Annotated in this window: 18 protein-coding genes and 1 tRNA gene; 12 read left to right on the top strand and 7 right to left on the bottom strand. The window is 69.6% G+C overall.

Annotated features, from left to right (window positions below):
- Positions 1–20: 20 nt before the first annotated feature.
- Positions 21–452 (bottom strand): hypothetical protein, encoded by a 432-nt coding sequence (locus tag FL311_RS43940; RefSeq protein ID WP_194869025.1) that lies wholly within the window; start codon positions 450–452, stop codon positions 21–23.
- Positions 453–968: 516 nt separating this feature from the next.
- Between FL311_RS43940 and FL311_RS02870 the strand changes: the two genes are divergently transcribed.
- Positions 969–1042, top strand: a tRNA-Arg gene (locus tag FL311_RS02870).
- Positions 1043–1648: 606 nt separating this feature from the next.
- Here FL311_RS02870 and FL311_RS02875 read toward each other — a convergent pair.
- The 5 genes from FL311_RS02875 to FL311_RS02895 form a co-directional block, all read right to left on the bottom strand.
- Complete coding sequence (locus FL311_RS02875) at positions 1649–2863, bottom strand: methyltransferase (RefSeq protein ID WP_141323284.1); 1215 nt, start codon at positions 2861–2863, stop codon at positions 1649–1651.
- A 39-nt stretch (positions 2864–2902) separates the two neighbouring features.
- Positions 2903–4381 carry an FAD-dependent monooxygenase gene (locus FL311_RS02880; RefSeq protein WP_141323286.1) on the bottom strand — a complete coding sequence of 493 codons (1479 nt, stop codon included), beginning with the start codon at positions 4379–4381 and terminating at the stop codon, positions 2903–2905.
- A 191-nt stretch (positions 4382–4572) separates the two neighbouring features.
- On the bottom strand, positions 4573–4995 hold the full coding sequence (locus FL311_RS02885; RefSeq protein WP_141323287.1) for a hypothetical protein: 423 nt from the start codon (positions 4993–4995) through the stop codon (positions 4573–4575).
- A gap of 222 nt (positions 4996–5217) precedes the next feature.
- Positions 5218–5640: a DUF1579 domain-containing protein gene (locus tag FL311_RS02890; protein WP_228556635.1), complete on the bottom strand. Its 423-nt coding sequence runs from the start codon at positions 5638–5640 to the stop codon at positions 5218–5220.
- 343 nt (positions 5641–5983) lie between these two features.
- A complete protein-coding gene (locus FL311_RS02895; RefSeq protein WP_141323290.1) occupies positions 5984–6403 on the bottom strand; it encodes a hypothetical protein in 420 nt (139 codons plus the stop codon).
- 306 nt (positions 6404–6709) lie between these two features.
- Between FL311_RS02895 and FL311_RS02900 the strand changes: the two genes are divergently transcribed.
- The 8 genes from FL311_RS02900 to FL311_RS02935 all read left to right on the top strand — a co-directional run bounded on the left by FL311_RS02900 (position 6710) and on the right by FL311_RS02935 (position 14710).
- A complete protein-coding gene (locus tag FL311_RS02900) occupies positions 6710–7681 on the top strand; it encodes a M91 family zinc metallopeptidase (protein WP_141323291.1) in 972 nt (323 codons plus the stop codon).
- A 111-nt stretch (positions 7682–7792) separates the two neighbouring features.
- Positions 7793–9319: a kelch repeat-containing protein gene (locus tag FL311_RS02905; protein WP_194869026.1), complete on the top strand. Its 1527-nt coding sequence runs from the start codon at positions 7793–7795 to the stop codon at positions 9317–9319.
- Positions 9320–9412: 93 nt separating this feature from the next.
- Positions 9413–10684, top strand: coding sequence for a CCA tRNA nucleotidyltransferase (locus FL311_RS02910; RefSeq protein WP_141323294.1), 1272 nt, complete (start codon positions 9413–9415; stop codon positions 10682–10684).
- A 324-nt stretch (positions 10685–11008) separates the two neighbouring features.
- Positions 11009–12055, top strand: coding sequence for a tRNA 2-thiouridine(34) synthase MnmA (mnmA, locus tag FL311_RS02915; RefSeq protein WP_141323296.1), 1047 nt, complete (start codon positions 11009–11011; stop codon positions 12053–12055).
- A gap of 29 nt (positions 12056–12084) precedes the next feature.
- On the top strand, positions 12085–12852 hold the full coding sequence (locus tag FL311_RS02920) for a hypothetical protein (RefSeq protein WP_141323298.1): 768 nt from the start codon (positions 12085–12087) through the stop codon (positions 12850–12852).
- 77 nt (positions 12853–12929) lie between these two features.
- Positions 12930–13295 (top strand): integration host factor subunit beta, encoded by a 366-nt coding sequence (locus FL311_RS02925; RefSeq protein ID WP_141323299.1) that lies wholly within the window; start codon positions 12930–12932, stop codon positions 13293–13295.
- Between the two features lie 136 nt (positions 13296–13431).
- Positions 13432–14319 (top strand): SPOR domain-containing protein, encoded by an 888-nt coding sequence (locus tag FL311_RS02930; RefSeq protein WP_141323301.1) that lies wholly within the window; start codon positions 13432–13434, stop codon positions 14317–14319.
- Between the two features lie 28 nt (positions 14320–14347).
- Positions 14348–14710 (top strand): cupin domain-containing protein, encoded by a 363-nt coding sequence (locus FL311_RS02935; protein WP_046714085.1) that lies wholly within the window; start codon positions 14348–14350, stop codon positions 14708–14710.
- Positions 14711–14752: 42 nt separating this feature from the next.
- Here the strand turns inward: FL311_RS02935 and FL311_RS02940 are convergent, their stop codons facing one another.
- On the bottom strand, positions 14753–15376 hold the full coding sequence (locus FL311_RS02940) for a hypothetical protein (protein WP_141323303.1): 624 nt from the start codon (positions 15374–15376) through the stop codon (positions 14753–14755).
- A 94-nt stretch (positions 15377–15470) separates the two neighbouring features.
- Between FL311_RS02940 and FL311_RS02945 the strand changes: the two genes are divergently transcribed.
- The 3 genes from FL311_RS02945 to FL311_RS02955 all read left to right on the top strand — a co-directional run bounded on the left by FL311_RS02945 (position 15471) and on the right by FL311_RS02955 (position 17648).
- Entirely contained in the window at positions 15471–15650 is a 180-nt protein-coding gene (locus tag FL311_RS02945) for a ribbon-helix-helix domain-containing protein (protein ID WP_046714083.1), read from the top strand.
- A gap of 28 nt (positions 15651–15678) precedes the next feature.
- The gene (locus FL311_RS02950; protein ID WP_141323332.1) at positions 15679–16635 is read left to right on the top strand and encodes a UDP-glucuronic acid decarboxylase family protein; all 957 of its coding nucleotides are present in this window, start codon (positions 15679–15681) and stop codon (positions 16633–16635) included.
- 71 nt (positions 16636–16706) lie between these two features.
- A complete protein-coding gene (locus FL311_RS02955) occupies positions 16707–17648 on the top strand; it encodes an NAD-dependent epimerase/dehydratase family protein (RefSeq protein ID WP_046714082.1) in 942 nt (313 codons plus the stop codon).
- Positions 17649–17802 lie beyond the last annotated feature (154 nt).

Consider the following 17802-nt stretch of genomic DNA (forward strand, 5'->3'; position numbering starts at 1 on the left):
AGCGCGGGCCGGAGCGTCGTTCAGCAGTGGCCGAAGTCGAAGGTGAGGTACCAGTTCGTCTCGGCGCCGGATTTGTAGCCCACGCCGCAGCGGCAGATGTCGGTGCCGACCGAGTAGGTGTAGTACCCGTCGCTGTAATAGGTCGTCTCGACGTTGAGGAAGTAGGGGCAGATGTACGGGCCGTTGGGGCCGCCAGGGTTGGTGGGGCCGCCGCCCGTTCCAGCGTCCTCATCGGTGCCGGCGTCCTCGCTGCCCGCATCCTCGCTCCCGGCGTCCTCCTCGCCCGCGTCCTCCTCGCCTGCGTCCTCTTCTCCCGCGTCCTCGGACGCTCCGCCATCCGGGTCACCCCCCGCGTCGTCGAGGAGGAAGCGGCCGTCTGCGAAGGGGAGGGCCTCCGGGGCGGCATTGTCTCCGCAGCCCGTCAGGGCGAGCAGGGTGGAGAGCAGTGCCACACGGCAGGATGGTCCTGGTTGCATTCACGACTCCTCGAGGGGCTGCGTGGGTGCCGAGGCCTCCGCGTCGCGACGCCCCAACCAGGCCGCGACGAGGTGGCGCAGGAGCAACGCAAGCGTCAGTGGAGCCAGCATCGTGCCTTCCCCCGGGAATCCTGGCGGGTGCTCCAGGGACTGAGCGCTTGTGACGCTCCTGGGTGGAGACCCAGCGTGAGCGAGGCCTCACGGGCAGGTCCATCCCAGGAATGTGGGGGCGCCCGGCCTCTGCGCGGTTCATGCCGGGTCCCGTGGCCCACGGCGCGGACGGGCGATCTGTTGATGGGTGGACGGAGTCCTGGCGGTCGGTGCCGCGAACCCACACCCAGGGGCCAGCAGGGCCGTACCCGGTGTCGGTTTGCCGGAATTCGACCGGATTCGGTGCGCTCGGGCAGCCGGGCGAGGGGGGACGTACGTGGTGCTTGAGGTACCCCGGGGCTCTTGCTAGAAAGCGCCGTTGTTTCAGGCGTTTGTTGGCACGACCCCGTAGCTCAGTTGGATAGAGCGGCGGTTTCCTAAACCGCAGGCCACAGGTTCGATTCCTGTCGGGGTCACTCGCCAACTCCCTGGAACCCCAGCGGTTTCCTGGGGCGGCGGAGGATGTTGCCATTGAGCATGGTTTGCCCTGGGCCCTCAAATCTCGGAGGATGTCCGCGGCTCGGTGGTCCCTCGCTCGCACACGCTTACGACAGGGGAACCCTCATGAAGAGCTTGAAGCTGCTGTGGGTGGCTTTCGCCGTCATGTTCGCACTGGGGTGTGGCGGAGCCGCGACAGAAGTCGTCGGCGACGAGGCATTGAGTGAAAGCTCGCAGGAGCTGGCGACGTGCTATGCCAACTGCGCCAACGGGCCCATCAGCTGCTCGGGAACGCCGTGCCAGGCCGTCGACTACTCGGGAGTGACATGCAGTGGGGTCTTCCACGCGTGTCCTCCCACGAATCCTCCGGATCCCACGTGCGCGTATGCGCCGTGCAACTCGGTCACCAGTCAGCAGTGCTGGGGAGGAGAGAGTGTCCTCTGCTGCAACAGCGCTGGAGGGAAGAGTCAGTGCACGTGTCTGGGCGGATGGTCCTGCGTCGACGTTGATTGGTAGGCCGCCATCGCGGGCTCCTCCAGTCTCCTGGGCGGGGGAGCCCCGTCGTGGTGCTCCTCCTGCTTTCCTCAGGTGTTCCGTGACGCGATGAGCGCGAGGTTTCGCGGAGACACGTCGGGCTCGAAGAGCTGGAGCAACTCGACCTGGAAGCCCAGTTCCTCCAGGAACATCGCGCGATCGAGCAGGAGCACGACCTCCAACGCCCTCGCGAAGCGATCCCTCAGCAGATGGCAGAGCAGGAGGTCCCGCGTCTCGGCGCGAACGGAGACCTCGAAGGCATCCAGTTCGGCCTCGGTCATTCCCGAGGAGAGCCCCAGGCGCTCCAGGCGGTCGAGCGCATAGATGGCGAAGGGACCGTCATAGAGCGCCCGGGGCGCGTCTCCCGCCCTCACGAAGTCTCGCTCGGGAAACCGCCGCTTCGACAGGAGATGGAACGCGAAGCGCCACGCGTACACCTGCTTCATCCGCGCGAACTCCGCCTCGGTCTTCCGCGGCCGTCCCCGCGTCGTCAGTGCCAGGGCATGTTGCGTGAAGGGCAGGGGATGTTCGCGGCCGACTCGGGAGACGGGGTAGTCCCTTGGGACCTCGAGCTTGTCGTAGCAACAGCCGATGCTCAGGATGAAGCCCGCCCCCTGGCTCTTGCGGATCTGCGTGAGCGCGAGTGGCCCGCAGGTGTGCAGGCCGATGGACGCCCGGTCTGGACCGGAGAAGAGCGGGTCGAGCCGCGGTTGGCTGCCGTCCTCGACGGAGGCTTGGATGAAGCTCAAGGGGCCCCCGACAGGGGAGCGGGTCCTCTTCAGCCATTGTCGGCCCTTGTCCTGCAATACCGCGTCCCTGTCGATGCTGTGGAAGGTCCACCCGAACGTCCGCGCACACAGGCGGGCGAGATGTCCCATGCCGCCGCCGATATCGACCGCCTGTTGGATGAAGCGCGTTCTGGGCCCCAGCAGGGCCAGCACCCGTTCGAGCTCGTGGGCCTTCTTGTCGCTGAGCCCCTGCGTCTCCGTGACCGTCAGCGGGTGACGGCCGTCGTGCCAGGGAATCGCCGTCAGCTCCTGGAGCGAGCCCAGGAGCGCACCCAGGGAGGGAGGCGGCACTCCCTGGAGCGCTCCTTGGTCCAAGCTCCGCTCGCCTGCTTCATCGAGTGACCGGGCATAGGCCCGCCAATCCTCGGGATAGGCGGCGCCGGACTCGGGCCAGCCCTGGAGGATGGAGCGGGACCAGAGCGCGGACCAGGGGCGGAGTTGGTGCGTGAGCGCCTCGAGCCGCGCCTGGAAGTCCATGGGGGCGCATCCTATGCGCCACCCGGGGGCGAGCACGTGTCACGTCGTGCTCGGCGCCCCGAACCAGCGGGCCAGGGCTTCATGCAGTCCCTGGTCCGTGCCCTCGCCGACCCACGCGACGTGGCCGTCCGGACGAATCAGCACCGCCACCGGCGAGGTGACCACGCCGAGCACCGGCAGCTCCCACTCGCCCGGGTAGCGGGCCGCGACCCGTTGAACCCGGTCCGCCCAGGGCGCGAGGTCGAGCAACCCTGGTTCGCCCAGGTCGAGCAGCACCGCCCGTGCCTCGTGCAACAGGTGGAACACGCGCCGTGGGCCGTCGGCGGTCACCAGGTCGAGGTCCGGCACGCGCCGCCCGAGCAAGGGGTGTCCAGCGCCCAGGTCATACTGGACGTCCAGCCCCGACATCATCGCCGCGTACTGCTTGCGGGGCTCCTCCATCCGCAGCAATTCCGACAGCGTCTCGCGTACTGCGTCCATCCTCGTGTCGCCGCGGCTGAGCGCGGTCTGCGCCATGGTCTTGCGCAACGCGCGGGCCGCGACGGGGTGCCGCTCGGCCTGGTACGTGTCGAGCAGGCTCTCCGGCGAAACGCCTCGCACGACCTGCGCCAGCTTCCACCCCAGGTTCACGGCATCCTGCACACCGAGGTTGAGCCCCTGTCCGCCCATCGGCGAGTGTACGTGGGCCGCGTCTCCGGCCAGCAGCACCCGTCGGTCCCGGTAGGACGCCGCCTGCCGCGTCATGTCGGTGAACCTGGAGAGGTACGTGGCGCTTCGCAAGCCGAAGTCCGACCCGTAGAGCCTGACGAGGCCCTCGCGCAGCGTCTCGAGTGTCGGCGCCTCGCCCGTGTTGACCTGTTCCTCCCGCAGCACGACGCCGACGCTTCCGTCCGCCTGCTTGCCCATGGCGAACGTGCCCTTCTCGTCCCGGCGGATGCCGAACGCGGGGGCTCCCGTCATCTCGACCTCGGCGATGAGGTAGCTGATCGACGCGTCCCAGCCCGGGAACTCGATGCCCGCTGACTTGCGGACCAGACTCCGGCCCCCATCGCACCCGACGAGGTACTTCGCCCGCAGCGAGCGGCCGTCGGACAGCGCCACGTCGACGCCCGTGTCGTCCTGCGCGAAGCCCGTCACCTCGCATCCTCGGTAGATGGGCACCGCGAGCTCCTCGACCCACTGCGCCAGGATGCGCTCGAAGCGCTCCTGCAGAAGCGCGAGCCCGTGGTTGTGACGCGTCGGGAAGTCACTGAGGTCCAGCGGCGTCTGTCCGAACGCCACGTTCTGGACCGGCTGCCCTTGTGAGACGAAGCGCTCGACGACTCCGCGCTGATCGAGCACCTCCAGGCTGCGCGCGTGCAGGCCTCGCGAGCGCGAGCCGGCGACATCCTGACTGGCACGACGCTCGACGATGGCCACGTCCACCTTCGCCAACGCCAGCTCCGCCGCCAGCATCAGCCCGGTCGGGCCTCCTCCCGCAATCACCACGGCGTGTTGCGTTATCATGTCCCTGTGCATGGCTCGGTCCTCCCGCTCCTGGGTCGAAACGGGCGAGGGTGGACCATGACCGGGGGGGCTTGCGGCAATACCCGGGGTCTGGCATTTGCTGATGGTGGAAGGAAGGCGGGCCCGCGCCGTGGCGGTCGGCCAGGGCGAGCGCCGCGAAGAAGCGCCACGCCGCGGCCAGGTGATTTCCTGCCCGGAGCCCTCTATGTGACGGTGGGGAGTCCGCCCTCTGCTGCTGGGAGCGGCGGGCCGTACCATTGCCTCCCAGCGACCCGTCCAATCACATAGAGGCAGATGTTGAAGGGCAGCAGATACGTGAAGAAGAAGGGCATCGTGAGGAACTCGGAGCCCGAGACCTCATATTCGATGGATGCGATCTCTTTCTCCTCGCCTTGGGTGAACAGCACCTCCCGATAGGCAAAGAAGGCGTTGCTGAGCTCTCCGGAGTGGCAGGTAATTAATCGCATCTGCCCCGAGTCGCCTTGCACCGTGAGCACTTCACCCCTTCGTGGCGAGGCCCAGTTCCCGCAGACGCTCTCAATCTGCGGACGAAGTTCTTCCACCGACTCCGTCCGAGAGATGTCCCCCGGTAACGCAATCACCGCGGCCATCAGCCGATCATTCATGCACCTGGGCTCGAAGTTGAAGAGCGGGCATCCGATGAACCCGCTCGGCACGATGGGCTGAGTCGGACGCAGCTCCACAGTGCCGTTCGGGTCGCTCGTGAAGTGAAGATGTGCGAGCGAAGGACCACCGGGCCGCGCGCATCGTCCGGAATTCAAATGCGAGGAGCAACCTGGGTCGATGCCAGACACCTGCGTCGCCCAGGCCCCGCATCCAGAGCCTCGTCACTTCTCGCAGGTCAGGTCATAGCCGGTGCTCCAACTCATGCCATCCATCGAGTACTGGCCACGCAGGGTCAGCTTCCCAGGCGAGACGAGGTGCTCGGTGTCCTGGATCTTCATCCTGCCCATGGGGCCGGTCGACTCGCCGACCCAGGTGCTGCCGTCCGTGGACGACGACGTGGCCTCGCCGCCCATGTTGTCGAGGATGACATTCCTCCACGTGCGAGACTTCGAATCGAACGTCCGGTACGACGTGAACTTGTAGGGGTACGCACCGGACACCGCCACGAAGTCGGTGCGCAGCCAGGCCTTGTCGAGCTCGAGCCGGGCCTCGAATCGGACCTTGCTCGGGCTCGCGCCTCCTGGACCATGGATGGAGCCATTGCAGGTCCAGGTCCCGGTCAGCTCCCTGGCAACGTCAGCCATCGGGGCCGGGGTTCTTGCATGGGGGGAGGCAGGGGAGGTGCCTCGACATCCCATCAGGCTGACCATGGCGACGAACAAGACGGTGGATGGACGGATGGACATGGATTCCTCTGGCAAGGCCGCGGTGGAAACGCCTTGCATCTAGAGGAGCCGCTTGCCTCGGGGGAGAGCGCCGTTTACGTCCGGATCGGCGGATCCGAGGGTGGCGGGCCCTCGCTCGGCACAGGGCCCGCCATCTCAGGAAGCGTGGAGCGCTGCGGGCACGTGCATCCCGCGAATCTGGGAGGTCCAGGCAGGCCCGGTGAGCTTGCGTCAGGAGGGCTCGCCGACGAAGCGTCTCACCTCACCGCTGCAGTCCGGGCAGCAGCGGCCCGGCGCCGAACTCCGGCGTCGCCGCGAGCCTGCGCAACGCCAACGTCAACAACCCCAGCACCTCCAGGCGCGTCAGACCTCCCTCATCCCGCCACACCGTGAGGCTCAACGGCGGCGCCATGTTCCGCCGCGCGCTCTCACAGGCCTCCTCCCAGACCCGGTGCTCGACGACCTGGGCCGCCGGTAGCTCCTCCGGGAACGGCCGCAGCAGCTCCTCGCGACTCGACTCCTCGCGCATCTCGGCCAGGAGCTTGTCGAGGTACGCGTGGGCCTCGGGTGACATTCGCACCTGTCGCTCGACCAGGTGCCGCGCGGCTGTCAGGTCCGGGTCGCCCGAGGCAATCCGGGTCCGGAGTTCCTTCAATGCCTGCGTGAGCGTGTGGCGAAGCATCAGCGACCCTCCAGCAACCGGTGGGGTACCCCGCTTCTGCACCTTGGCCATGCGCACGGCCCAAGGCCACCGCCCAGCGTGCCACGTCCAGGCCCCGCGCCTCCAATCCCGGCCCCCGCCCCTGATGACGACCGTCATCACCCCCTTGCCTCCAGACATCACCGCCGCAGCCCGAAACCGCCGCCTCGACGCTCCAACCCACTGAAATCACGACACCCGATGGTCAGAGCCGGGGTGGGGAAGGGTCGGCACGGCGAATGCTCCAGGGCTTCCTCGTCACCGACTCCCACTCCGAGGCGATCCCCCATGAAGCTCCGCTCCCGCCCGTCGTTCTCCTCGCCGGCCCCCAAGACGGACACGACGTCGCGCCCCCGCTCCAACAGCACCCCGGCGAAGCCCGAAACGACGTCGCTGCCCAAGGCCCGCCCGTCCGCCACGGAGCTCCAGGATGGGAAGAACCACCTCAAGCCCACCGACTACGGCGTCACGCACCCGGACCTCCCAGGCATCCGGACCCGCCGCGATGGCGGCCAGAGCGGCGCCCAGTTCGCGGACTTCACCCGCGACACGCGCGAGTCCACCCACACGTTGATGAACCGGCCCACCGGCAATCGCATGTTGACGGAGCTGGACGGCCGCACCCAGGCGCTCAACCCCGGCCAGACGGGCACCGTGCGCAACCCCATCACCTCCACGGACATCTACTCGGGCCGCAACGCCGACATGCCCATGTCGCACCTGCCGCGGCACCAGGGCACCTACGAGTCCATCCGCCCGGCCTACCGTCACGATGGTCAGCCCAGCGCGGGCCTGCCCAGCCGCATCAACTACGATGAGACGGCCCCCGGCAACATGCGCTTCAACAGCCTGGGCCACGAGTCGGTCCACGCGTGGCGCGCCTCCAACGGCCTCCAGGTGGGCTCCATCGAGTCGAGCAAGCACGCCAACGCCGACGTCTTCAAGCGCTACCCCGACTTCGCCGACAACATGAAGGCGAACCTCAACCGTCGCACGATGCTGACCGAGGAGTTCGAGACGGTGGGCCTGAAGCCCACGCCGCACACGCCCGCGGGCTGGGCGCCCACGGAGAACAAGATCCGCGCCGAGCACGGCCTGCCCAGCCGCAATGACTACTCGGGCCGCGCGCCGAACCTGCCCAACCCGACGAACGAGGCCATCCAGCGCTACGACGAGGGCTCCGACAACCGGAGCGTCTTCCAGAAGATGATCGGCACCCCGACCCCCATCGGGAAGATCCTCGGCGACATCGAGGGCTGAGCCCCCCGACGCCCGGCTCCCACAAGGGGCCGGGTAGGGGAATGCGAGGAGGCAACTGCCGGACTTCCGGGCCCGCTCCGTATACGTCACGGACTGTTCTCCGGAGGCGTCGTGAGCCAGCAGGCTGGGATGAAGAGGGGCGCCGCGCTCCTGGGAGTGTTCTTCGTGATGGCGTGCGGCTCGCCCGCGCCGAAGAGCGCCGAGCCCGCCGCGCTGGTGTCCCAACAGACGCGGGTCCTGACGGCCTCGCCCACGTACAACCGGACGGGCTTCACGCAGACGACGCTCGCGGATGGGCGGGTGCTCGTGGCCGGAGGCACCGCGCAGGGCGCTCCCGCCGACTTCCGCGCCACCGAGCTCTACACGCCGGGCGCCTCGACGCCGTGGAGCGCCACCGGGGACATGGTGGTGGCGCGGTACGAGCATGCCGCCACCCGGCTCCAGGACGGGCGCGTGCTCGTGTCCGGAGGCATCACCCCCCTGGGAAATGGCCGCGACGCGGAGCTGTATGACCCGGCCACGGGGACGTGGACCGCCACCGGCTCGCTCATCGCGGCGCGGGCCCGACACACCCAGACGCTGCTCCAGAACGGCAAGGTGCTGGTGGTGGGCGGCGACGGCACCGCCACCACGCAGGGCCTTGGCTCCGCGGAGCTGTATGACCCAGCGACCGGTACGTGGACCCTCGCCGCCTCGCCTTCGAGGGGCGGGTACTCCGGCCACACCGCGACGCTGCTGCGCAATGGCGACGTGCTGCTCCTGGGAAACCGCAACCAGCACGAGCGCTATCGGCCGAGCACCAACACGTGGATCGCCACGGCGAACAGCGGCGCGGTGCTCGCGGCGGGACACTCGGCGACGTTGCTGACGACCACGGTCAATGGCGAGGTGCTCGTCGTGGGACCGCAGTGGCAGAGCGATGTGCCCAGCCAGATGGCCTCCCGCTACGACCCTGTCGCGAACACCTGGACGACCGCCATCTGGGCGCCGTTCCCTCGCGTCGGACACGGCGCGGTGGAGCTGAGCAACGGCTCGGTGCTGGTGGTCGGCGGATATCACCCGACGACGGGCGCGCCGGCGCAGTGGGTCTCGCGCTACGACATCGGCACGGGCGGCTGGTCCGCGTTGACGGCGCTCGCGCTGGCGCGGCGGGACTTCGGCATGTCGCTCGTCGGAAACGCGCCGGACCAGGTGCTGCTCAACGGCGGGTGGAACGTCGACTCGAATGGCGTGTGGTCCCGCCAGCCCAGCGAGCTGTACTCGACGGGCTGCGTGCCGAAGACGTCGTGCCTGGCGAACAACTGGCAGTGCGGCAGCCCCTCGGATGGCTGCGGCGGCAAGCTGGAGTGTGGCTCCTGCGGGGTCGGCTACGAGTGCAACCCGCTGAACTACTGCGAGTCGAGCTGTGTGCCGGACCCCCTCCTCACCACCTGCGAGAACCGCTGCGGCTGCGTTGCCAACAACTGTGGGACGTCGGTGAACTGCGGCCCGTGCCCGGACGGTGGCGCGTGCCCGACGGGGCAGCAGTTGTGCTGTGACGGGGTGTGCCGCTCCAAGAACGAGTGTTTCATCATCGCCTGCGCCAACTCCGCGCAGCCCCAAGCGTCCGTCGGACTGTCCTGCGCGCCGGAGTCCTGAACACGACGGCGCATCCTGGGCCTGGATCCAGAGCGGGGGGCGCAAGTACAACCCAGGTGTCAGGCGGGCACGACGCCCGCCGACCTGGGACGCATGCTCGCCAATCTCCATAACGCCGACATTCCCCGCCCCGTGCTCGACGTCATCGCGCGGCTGCGGGAGCTCAACCACGCCGTGTACCTGGTGGGCGGCTGCGTGCGGGACATGGTGCGCCAGGTCCCCCCGAAGGACTTCGACGTGGCCACCAGCGCGCTGCCTGAGGAGGTCCAGCGCGCCTTCCGCAAGGTCATCCCCACCGGCATCCAGCACGGCACCGTCACCGTCGTCCAGGGCGGCACGCATGTGGAGGTGACGACGTTCCGCTCGGAGGGGGACTACCTGGACGGGCGCCGGCCCAGCTCCGTCGCCTTCGAGCGCGACATCGTCAAGGACCTGTCCCGCCGCGACTTCACCATCAACGCGATGGCCTACAACCCGTTGGACCGCGACCTGGTGGACCCGTTCGGCGGCCAGACGGACCTGCGGGCCCAGCTCATCAAGTGCGTGGGCTCCGCGTTCGAGCGCTTCTCCGAGGATGGCCTGCGCCCCATGCGCGCGGTCCGCTTCGCCGCGGTGCTCGGCTTCTCGCTGGACTCGGCCACGCGCGACGCCATCCCCGCCACGCTCGGCGTCTTCCGCAAGGTCGCGCTGGAGCGCGTGCGCGAGGAGCTGGTCAAGCTGCTGTTGTCCCCGCGCGCCGAGGGCGGGCTCGTGTTGCTCGTGGAGACGGGCTTGCTGGACGTGTTCCTCCCCGAGGTGGCCCGCGCCGCGCCCGAAGAGGCCCGGCTCGCGCGCGCCGCCGTGCAGGCCGCGCCGGCGGAGGTGGAGGTCCGGATGGCCGCGCTCCTCGCGGACCTGGTGGACCGGAGCCAGGCCCGGGACATCGGCCTGCGCCTGAAGTTCCCCAACAAGGTCGCGGACCTGGTGGCGCTGCTCGTGGAGACCGCGAAGCTCGAGGAGCGCTTCGCGGACCCGGACCCCGCGCTGCGCCGGCTCCTGGCCCGGGTGGGGCTGGCGCAACTGCCCGCGCTGCTCACCGTGGCCCGGGCCCGCGTCCAGGTCCGGGCGCCCGAGCGTTCGGCGGAGCTGGAGCGGCTGTGTGCGCGGCTGGAGGCGCTCGCCGCCGCGAAGCCGCCCCTGGTGGCCAAGGACCTGGCGCTCACCGGCGGCGACATCATGTCCACGCTCGGGGTCGGCCCGTCGCCCATCGTCGGAGAGGCCACCCGCTTCCTCATGGACTCCGTGCTGGATGACCCGGCGCTGAACACCCGCGAGGCCCTGGCGCAGCGGCTCAAGGACTGGCACGCGGCCCGCCCGAAGGCTTGAGGCGGGGACTGCTCGCGCGGCGGTGCGCGGGCTGACACCTGGCTCGGTCGAAGGCCCGAGGTGAGCCCCTCGCGCGGCGGCGCATGGCTTGTCAGAGGGGCCGAGGTTGGCGGCCCGGCGCCCGAGCTGACACGTGGCTTGCCAGCGCCGCCAGGGCGGCTCGCTTCCCCTGTCGGGCGTGGGCCCACCGGGGCGCACGAGGGCGCGCCTGCTCTCGTGTCGGCCGGGGCTGCCCTGTCCAAGGGGGGGCTCCCGGTCGGGTTCCGGGGGCATCGGGCGTCCTGCCGCGTGCGCCCGGAGGCCGGGGCGTGTAGGAAGGGCACCATGCGAGTCGTCGTTGCGATGAGCGGCGGGGTGGATTCCTCGGCCGCTGCCGCCCTGCTCAAGGAGCAGGGCCACGAGGTCATCGGCATCACCCTGCGCGTCTGGTCCTACGAGGGCAAGGCGAAGTGCGGCAGTTGCTGCAGTCCCGACGACATCGATGACGCGCGCGCCGTCGCCCAGGCGCTGGGCATCCCGTACTACGTCGCCAACGCGGAGGAGATCTTCCAGGACCGCGTCGTCAACCCCTTCGTCCAGTCGTACCTGGGCGGACGCACGCCCATCCCGTGCGTGGCCTGCAACCGCGACGTGAAGTTCAACTTCCTGCTCAAGCGGGCCCGGGCGCTCGGCGCCAGGTTGGCCACCGGCCACTACGCGCGCGTCGAGGAGCAGGACGGCCGCTACGTCCTGCGCCGCGCCGCGGACCTGGCCAAGGACCAGAGCTACTTCCTCTTCACGCTGGGCCAGGACGAACTGCGCGACATCGTCTTCCCCGTGGGCGACATGACCAAGGCCCAGGTGCGTGCCGTCGCCGAGCGCCACGCGCTGCCCACCAGCCACAAGCCGGAGAGCATGGAGATCTGCTTCGTGCCGGACGGCGACTACGCGGGCTTCGTGGAGAAGGTCGCCGGCCCCCAGCCCGAGGGCGACATCGTCGACGCGGAAGGGCAGGTGCTCGGCAAGCACCACGGCATCCATCGCTACACGGTGGGCCAGCGCAAGGGCCTCAACCTGGGCGGCGGCCAGGTGCGCTACGTCCAGCGCCTGGAGCCGGACACCCACCGCGTCGTCGTGGGCACCGCCGAGGACACGGGGCGGGATCGCTTCGGGCTGCTCCAGCCCCACTGGGTGGACGCGCCCCCGTCGCCCGAGACGCCCGTGGAGGTCCGCATCCGCCACCGCCACGCCGGCGCCGCCGGGCGCGTGGAGATCTCCCCCCACGGGCTCGTTTCGGTGAAGCTGGAGGCGCCGGCGCGCGCCGTCACGCCGGGACAGGCCGCCGTGGTCTACGCTCAGGACCGGGTCCTGGGTGGTGGGTGGATCGTCTGAGCTCGAGTCAACCGGGAGGAGTACGGGACATGGCGCAGCGCCTCGTGGGATGCCTGCTGGTCGCGGCCAGTCTCGTCGCTGGCTGCAAGGAGCGCTCGGACAAGCCCATCGCCGGACTGCTCGCGGCCGGCGCCCCCGTGGTGCGCAAGGAAGGCAAGGCCGAGTACACCATCGCCGTGGGCGCGCAGCTCTTGGGCGACGTGAAGCTCACCGCCACCGGGCCCGCGGTGCTCGAGTACTTCGGCGGCGGCCTGCGCTTCCTGGAGAAGGGCGACACGCTGGAGGTGGGCGACGCGGACGAGGCGAAGCTGCACGGCTCCAACCTCCCGTCGTACCGCTGGGCGGACGGCGGCGTGCAGGAGGCGCCCCGCGCGCTGCGCATCGTCGCCGCCCGCTACACCAACGTGCAGGTGACGCCCAAGAGCGCGCACGAGGACGCGTACACGTCCACCCAGTACTTCGTCGCCTTCTTCACGCCCAACGGCTTGAGCCGGCTCGGCTCCGACACGAAGCACGAGGGGCCCCACCAGCCGCTGCCCGCGCCGCCGTTCCGCCCCAAGGTCCCCTTCATCCACGCCGGAGACCTGGGCGAGGGCGGGCTGGTGGCGGTGGTGGAGGACGGCTTCGCCGTGGCGGAGACGGATGACCTGGCCACCGCGGTGCTGCTGGAGGGGCGCGAGGTGCCGCTGGGCCGCACCGTGCGCCTGCTGGTGCCGGACGGCGCGGAGGTCACCCTCAAGGGCGCGGGCGGCGTCGAGGTGGAGGTGGAAGGGCCCGCCGACGTGCGCCTGCGTTGAGCCTGGACCCGGGGACGGTTTGTCCTCGCGGGGCCGGCTTCTGTAGAGTCCCTCGTCCCTCTCGGCCGGGGTGTGCCATGACGAGGAGTGAGCTCATCGAACGCATCGCGGAGCGTGCGCCCCACGTGCCGCGACGTGAGTTGGAGTCCATCGTCCACGCCGTCTTCGACTGCATGGCGGAGGCCCTCGTGGCCGGCCGGCGCATCGAGCTGCGCGGCTTCGGCGTCTTCTCACTGCGCACCCGGCGCGCGCGCACCGGCCGCAACCCGAAGACGGGCAAGAGCGTCGCCGTGCCGGAGCGCCGCACGCTCTCGTTCGCCGCGGGCAAGGAGCTGCGCGCGCGCCTCAACGCGCCAGCGCCCCGACAGGAGCCCGTGGGCTCCGTGCTGCCCCCGGCGGTGCTCGCCACGCAGCCGCTCGCGTCGACGTCGCTCGCACCGTAGCGGGGGCGCGGGCGCGCGGCTTTCCGTGAATTTGACCGTGTGGGAGGTGGGGCGTACCTTCCCTCGACGCCGACGCTACAGGCCGCAACACGGACTCGTGTGGCCCGCTCTGTCCGCGCGCGAGGATTCCTGAGTCATGCGTGATGCCCACCGGATGAAAGAGAAGTTCGATGTCTCTCTGGACAACCGGCAGATTGTCAGCCTGTTGATCGCCGGCATCGTGGTGCTCGGCGCCGTCTTCGTGCTGGGCGTCGTCGTGGGCAAGAAGCTCGCGGGCGATGCCCAGACGGCCAGCGCCCCGGACCTGCTCTCCGCCCTGGACGCCAACGCCCAGGCGCTGCAGGCGGTGCGCAAGGAGCCGCAGCTGACGTTCCAGGACGAGCTGACGCGCAAGGCCAGCGCGGAGCCCATCGCGCCTGCCGCGCCCAAGCCCGCCCCCAAGGCGCCCGTCGTCGCCGAGAAGCCCGTGGCGAAGCCCGCCGAGCCGGTGAAGACCGCCGCGCTCGCCCCGACGCCGGACCCGGACACCGGTGAGCTGCCCCCGGAGGAGCCGGCCGAGGAGCCCAAGGCCGTCGCCGAGGCGCCCAAGCCCGTGGCCGCCGAGAAGCCGGTGGAGAAGCCCGCCCCCGCCGCCGAGAAGCCCGCGGCCCTCGCGGTGAAGCCCGCGGTGGTGTCCGGCAAGGTGGAGGTGGCGGCCGTCCCCACGCGCACCACGCAGAAGGAGGGTGGCGGACTGAAGGAGGCCATCGCCCGGGCCGCGCAGCTGCCGGACCCCGCGGTGAAGGGTGGGGCGTTCACGCTCCAGCTCTCGGCGTTCCAGGACAAGCAGGAGGCCGAGCGGTTCATGGGTCGGTTGCGCGACCGCGGCTATGCCCCGTATATCGTCACCGCGGAGGTGGCCGGCAAGGGCACCTGGTATCGCGTGCGCATGGGCACCTTCGCCTCGAAGGACGCTGCCACCCGGTATCTGTCAGACTTCAAGCGAGAGACGCAGCTCGACGCGTTCGTGGCCGGCACGAACTGAAGAGCGGCCGAGGAAGACAGGAAGCACCATGACGACGACGAGGCGGGTGGAGAAGCCCTGGGGCCACGAGCTCATCTGGGCCCACACCGAGCGCTATGTGGGCAAGCTGCTGCACGTGAAGCAGGGCCACAAGCTCAGCCTGCAGTACCACAACCAGAAGGACGAGACGATCCACGTCCAGAGCGGCAAGCTGCTCTTCGTCGTCGACGAGGGACAAGGGCTCATCGAGAAGGAGATGAACCCGGGCGAGAGCTACCACATCAAGCCGCTCACCAAGCACCGCATGGTGGCCCTCACCGACTGCGACATCCTCGAGGTGAGCACCCCCGAGCTGGATGACGTCGTCCGGCTGGAGGACTCCTACGGTCGCACCGGCACCAGCAAGCCGTAGCCGTCCTCGCCGTACCCGGAAGGTGGACGCGGCCCGGCGCCCTCAGTCGCTGGCCGCGTTGTTGGGATTGCGGGTCCACTTGTCGACGGTGCCGTCGCCGTCCAGGTCCTCGCCGATGCGGTCCACCTGGCCCTTCTCCCAGTACTCCCAGTAGTCCACGCGGCCGTCGCCGTTGGTGTCGCGCTCCTTGCGCACCAGCACGCCGCGCTCGTAGTACGTGACGCTGTCGGGCTTGCCGTCCCCGTCGAAGTCCCGCTCGCGGCGCGTGTTGGCCCCCTTCTCGTAGAAGTAGGTGGCGTCCACCTTGCCGTCGTAGTCCAGGTCCATCACCTCGCGCATCAGCGCGCCGGACTCGTCGAAGTAGCGCGTCAGGTCCACGCGGCCGTCCCAGTTCAGGTCCAGCTCCTGGCGCACCTTGCGCAGCGTGTCCGAGCCCTCCACGTCCACCGTGTACGTCCACACGTCGGGCCTGCCGTCGCCATTCACATCCTGCGCCGTGACGTGCTCGCCCCGCGCCCGCTCGGGCTGCACGGACTCGCCCGTGGTGGTGGGTGAGGATTGACCCGAGGCGCCCTGGCTGGGCCCGGAGGCCTTGTTCCCGGCGCAGCCCGCGAGCAGGCCCGTGGTGACGAATCCGAGGAAAATCCAGCGCTTGCCGACTGTCATCCGGGGCTCCCGCGACGATGGGGCGTCTGGGCCAGGACATGTGCACGAGATGCTTCCGCGCGCCACGTCATTCCATATATTTTCACATATCGCCATGGCCCGAAAGAAAGTCAGCACCACCATCTACATTACCCCGGAGCAGAACGAGCTCCTCAAGGCGCTGAACCAGAAGACCAAGGTGCCCGTGGCCGAGTACATCCGCCAGGGCATCGACCTGGTCCTGGAGAAGTACAAGGCGCAGCTGCCGGGGCAGGCGACCTTCGACGAGATTTGAGAGAAGAAAGAGGCGGCACGTGAAGAGCATGCAGGGGAAGCGAGTGGTGGTCCTGGGGGGCGCGGGCTTCGTTGGCTCGCACCTGTGTGAGCGCCTGCTGGATGACGGCGCGGCCGCGGTGACGGCGGTGGACAACCTGATCACGGGCAATGAGGAGAACCTGCGCACGCTGAAGGGGCGCCCGGGCTTCTCGTACGTGAAGGCGGACATCACCGAGGGCATCCCCGTGGAGGGGCCGCTCGACTACGTGTTGAACCTGGCCTCGCCCGCCTCGCCCATCGACTACGCGAACCTCCCGCTGGAGACCTTGCGCGTGGGCTCCATCGGCACGGAGAACGGGCTGAAGCTGGCGGAGAAGCACCACGCCGTCTTCCTGATGGCCTCCACCTCCGAGGTGTATGGAGACCCGTTGGTGCACCCGCAGCGCGAGGACTACTGGGGCAACGTCAATCCCATCGGTCCGCGCTCGGTGTACGACGAGGCCAAGCGCTACTCGGAGGCGATCACCGCGGCCTACGGGCGCAAGGGCGTGCAGGTGCGCATCGTGCGCATCTTCAACACCTACGGCCCGCGCATGCGCCTCAACGACGGCCGCGTGGTGCCGGCCTTCGTGGGCCAGGCGCTGCAGGGCGAGGACTTCACGGTGTTCGGTGACGGCAGCCAGACGCGCTCGTTCTGTTACGTGAAGGACCTGGTGGACGGGCTGGTGCGGCTGGCGCTGTCGGACGAGCCCAACCCGGTCAACATCGGCAACCCCCGGGAGATGACCATCCGCCAGTTCGCGGAGGCCGTGCGCACGGCGGCGGGCGGGGGCGGGAAGATCATCGAGAAGCCCCTGCCCAAGGACGACCCCAAGCAGCGTCAGCCAGACATCACCCGGGCCCGCACGATCCTGAACTGGGAGCCCAAGGTGCCGCTGGAAGAGGGTTTGCGAGAGACCATCGCGTACTTCCGCGAGGTTGCCGTGCGACGCTCCCCGGCATAGGTTGCCGCCGCGAGTGATCCTGGATGTGAAGACGGGTCCGGCCACGGCCGGATGGCGGGGAGAGCGATAGCGTGAAAGTCCTGGTGACGGGTGGCGCGGGCTTCATTGGCTCGCACGTGTGTGACGAGTTCCTCCGGGGTGGGCATGAGGTCATCGCCCTGGATGACCTGTCCGGCGGCCGGAAGGAGAACCTGGACCCTCGCGTCCGGCTGGCGGTGCATGACATCCGCAGCCGGGAGGCCTCGGAGCTCATCAAGGCGGAGAAGCCGGACGTCCTCTGTCACCTGGCCGCGCAGATGGACGTGCGGCGCAGCGTGGATGACCCGGGCTTCGACGCGGACGTGAACATCCGGGGCATGCTCAACCTCCTGGAGGCCGCGCGCGTCTCCGGCGTCAAGAAGGTCATCTTCAGCTCCACGGGCGGCGCCATCTACGGCGAGCAGGACGTGTTCCCCGCGCCGGAGTCCCACGCCACGCGGCCGGTGTCGCCCTATGGCGTCTCCAAGGCGGCCGGTGAGCTGTACCTGGGCTACTACAAGGCCCAGTACGGCCTGCCGTACGTCGCCCTCCGGTACGCGAACGTCTACGGCCCGCGCCAGAATCCGCACGGCGAGGCGGGCGTGGTGGCCATCTTCTGCCAGCGCCTCTTGTCCGGGCAGGGCTGCACCATCTTCGGCGAGGGCAAGCAGACGCGTGACTTCGTCTTCGGTCCCGACGTGGCCCGCGCCAACCGGCTGGCCTTCGAGAAGGACTACGTGGGCGCCATCAACATCGGCACCGGCGTGGAGACGGACATCAACCGCCTCTATGGTCTGCTGGCCGAGGCGGCCGGCTCGTCCGCGCCCGCGGCCCACGCCCCGGGCAAGCCGGGTGAGCAGCTGCGCTCGTGTATCGACAACTCGCTCGCGAAGAAGGTCCTGGGCTGGGAGCCCACCGTGGACCTGCGCGAGGGCGCCCGCCGCACGGTGGCGTACTTCCGCGAGAAGGCCGAGCCCGGCCGCGCCCACGGCTGAAGCCCGCCGGGTCGCAGGGCAGGGGAGTCCGGGTGGGGCCCTCGGGGCGCCTCCCGGCGTCCTGTCATGGCCTGGGGCGTGCCTCGGGCGGCATGATGCTTGGGGAACAATCGAGCGCCCCTGACGGGTTGCTCGTCGGGCAGTCGTTCGCGCG

This window comes from Myxococcus sp. AB025B, assembly GCF_006518215.1.
Lineage (GTDB): Bacteria > Myxococcota > Myxococcia > Myxococcales > Myxococcaceae > Myxococcus > Myxococcus fulvus.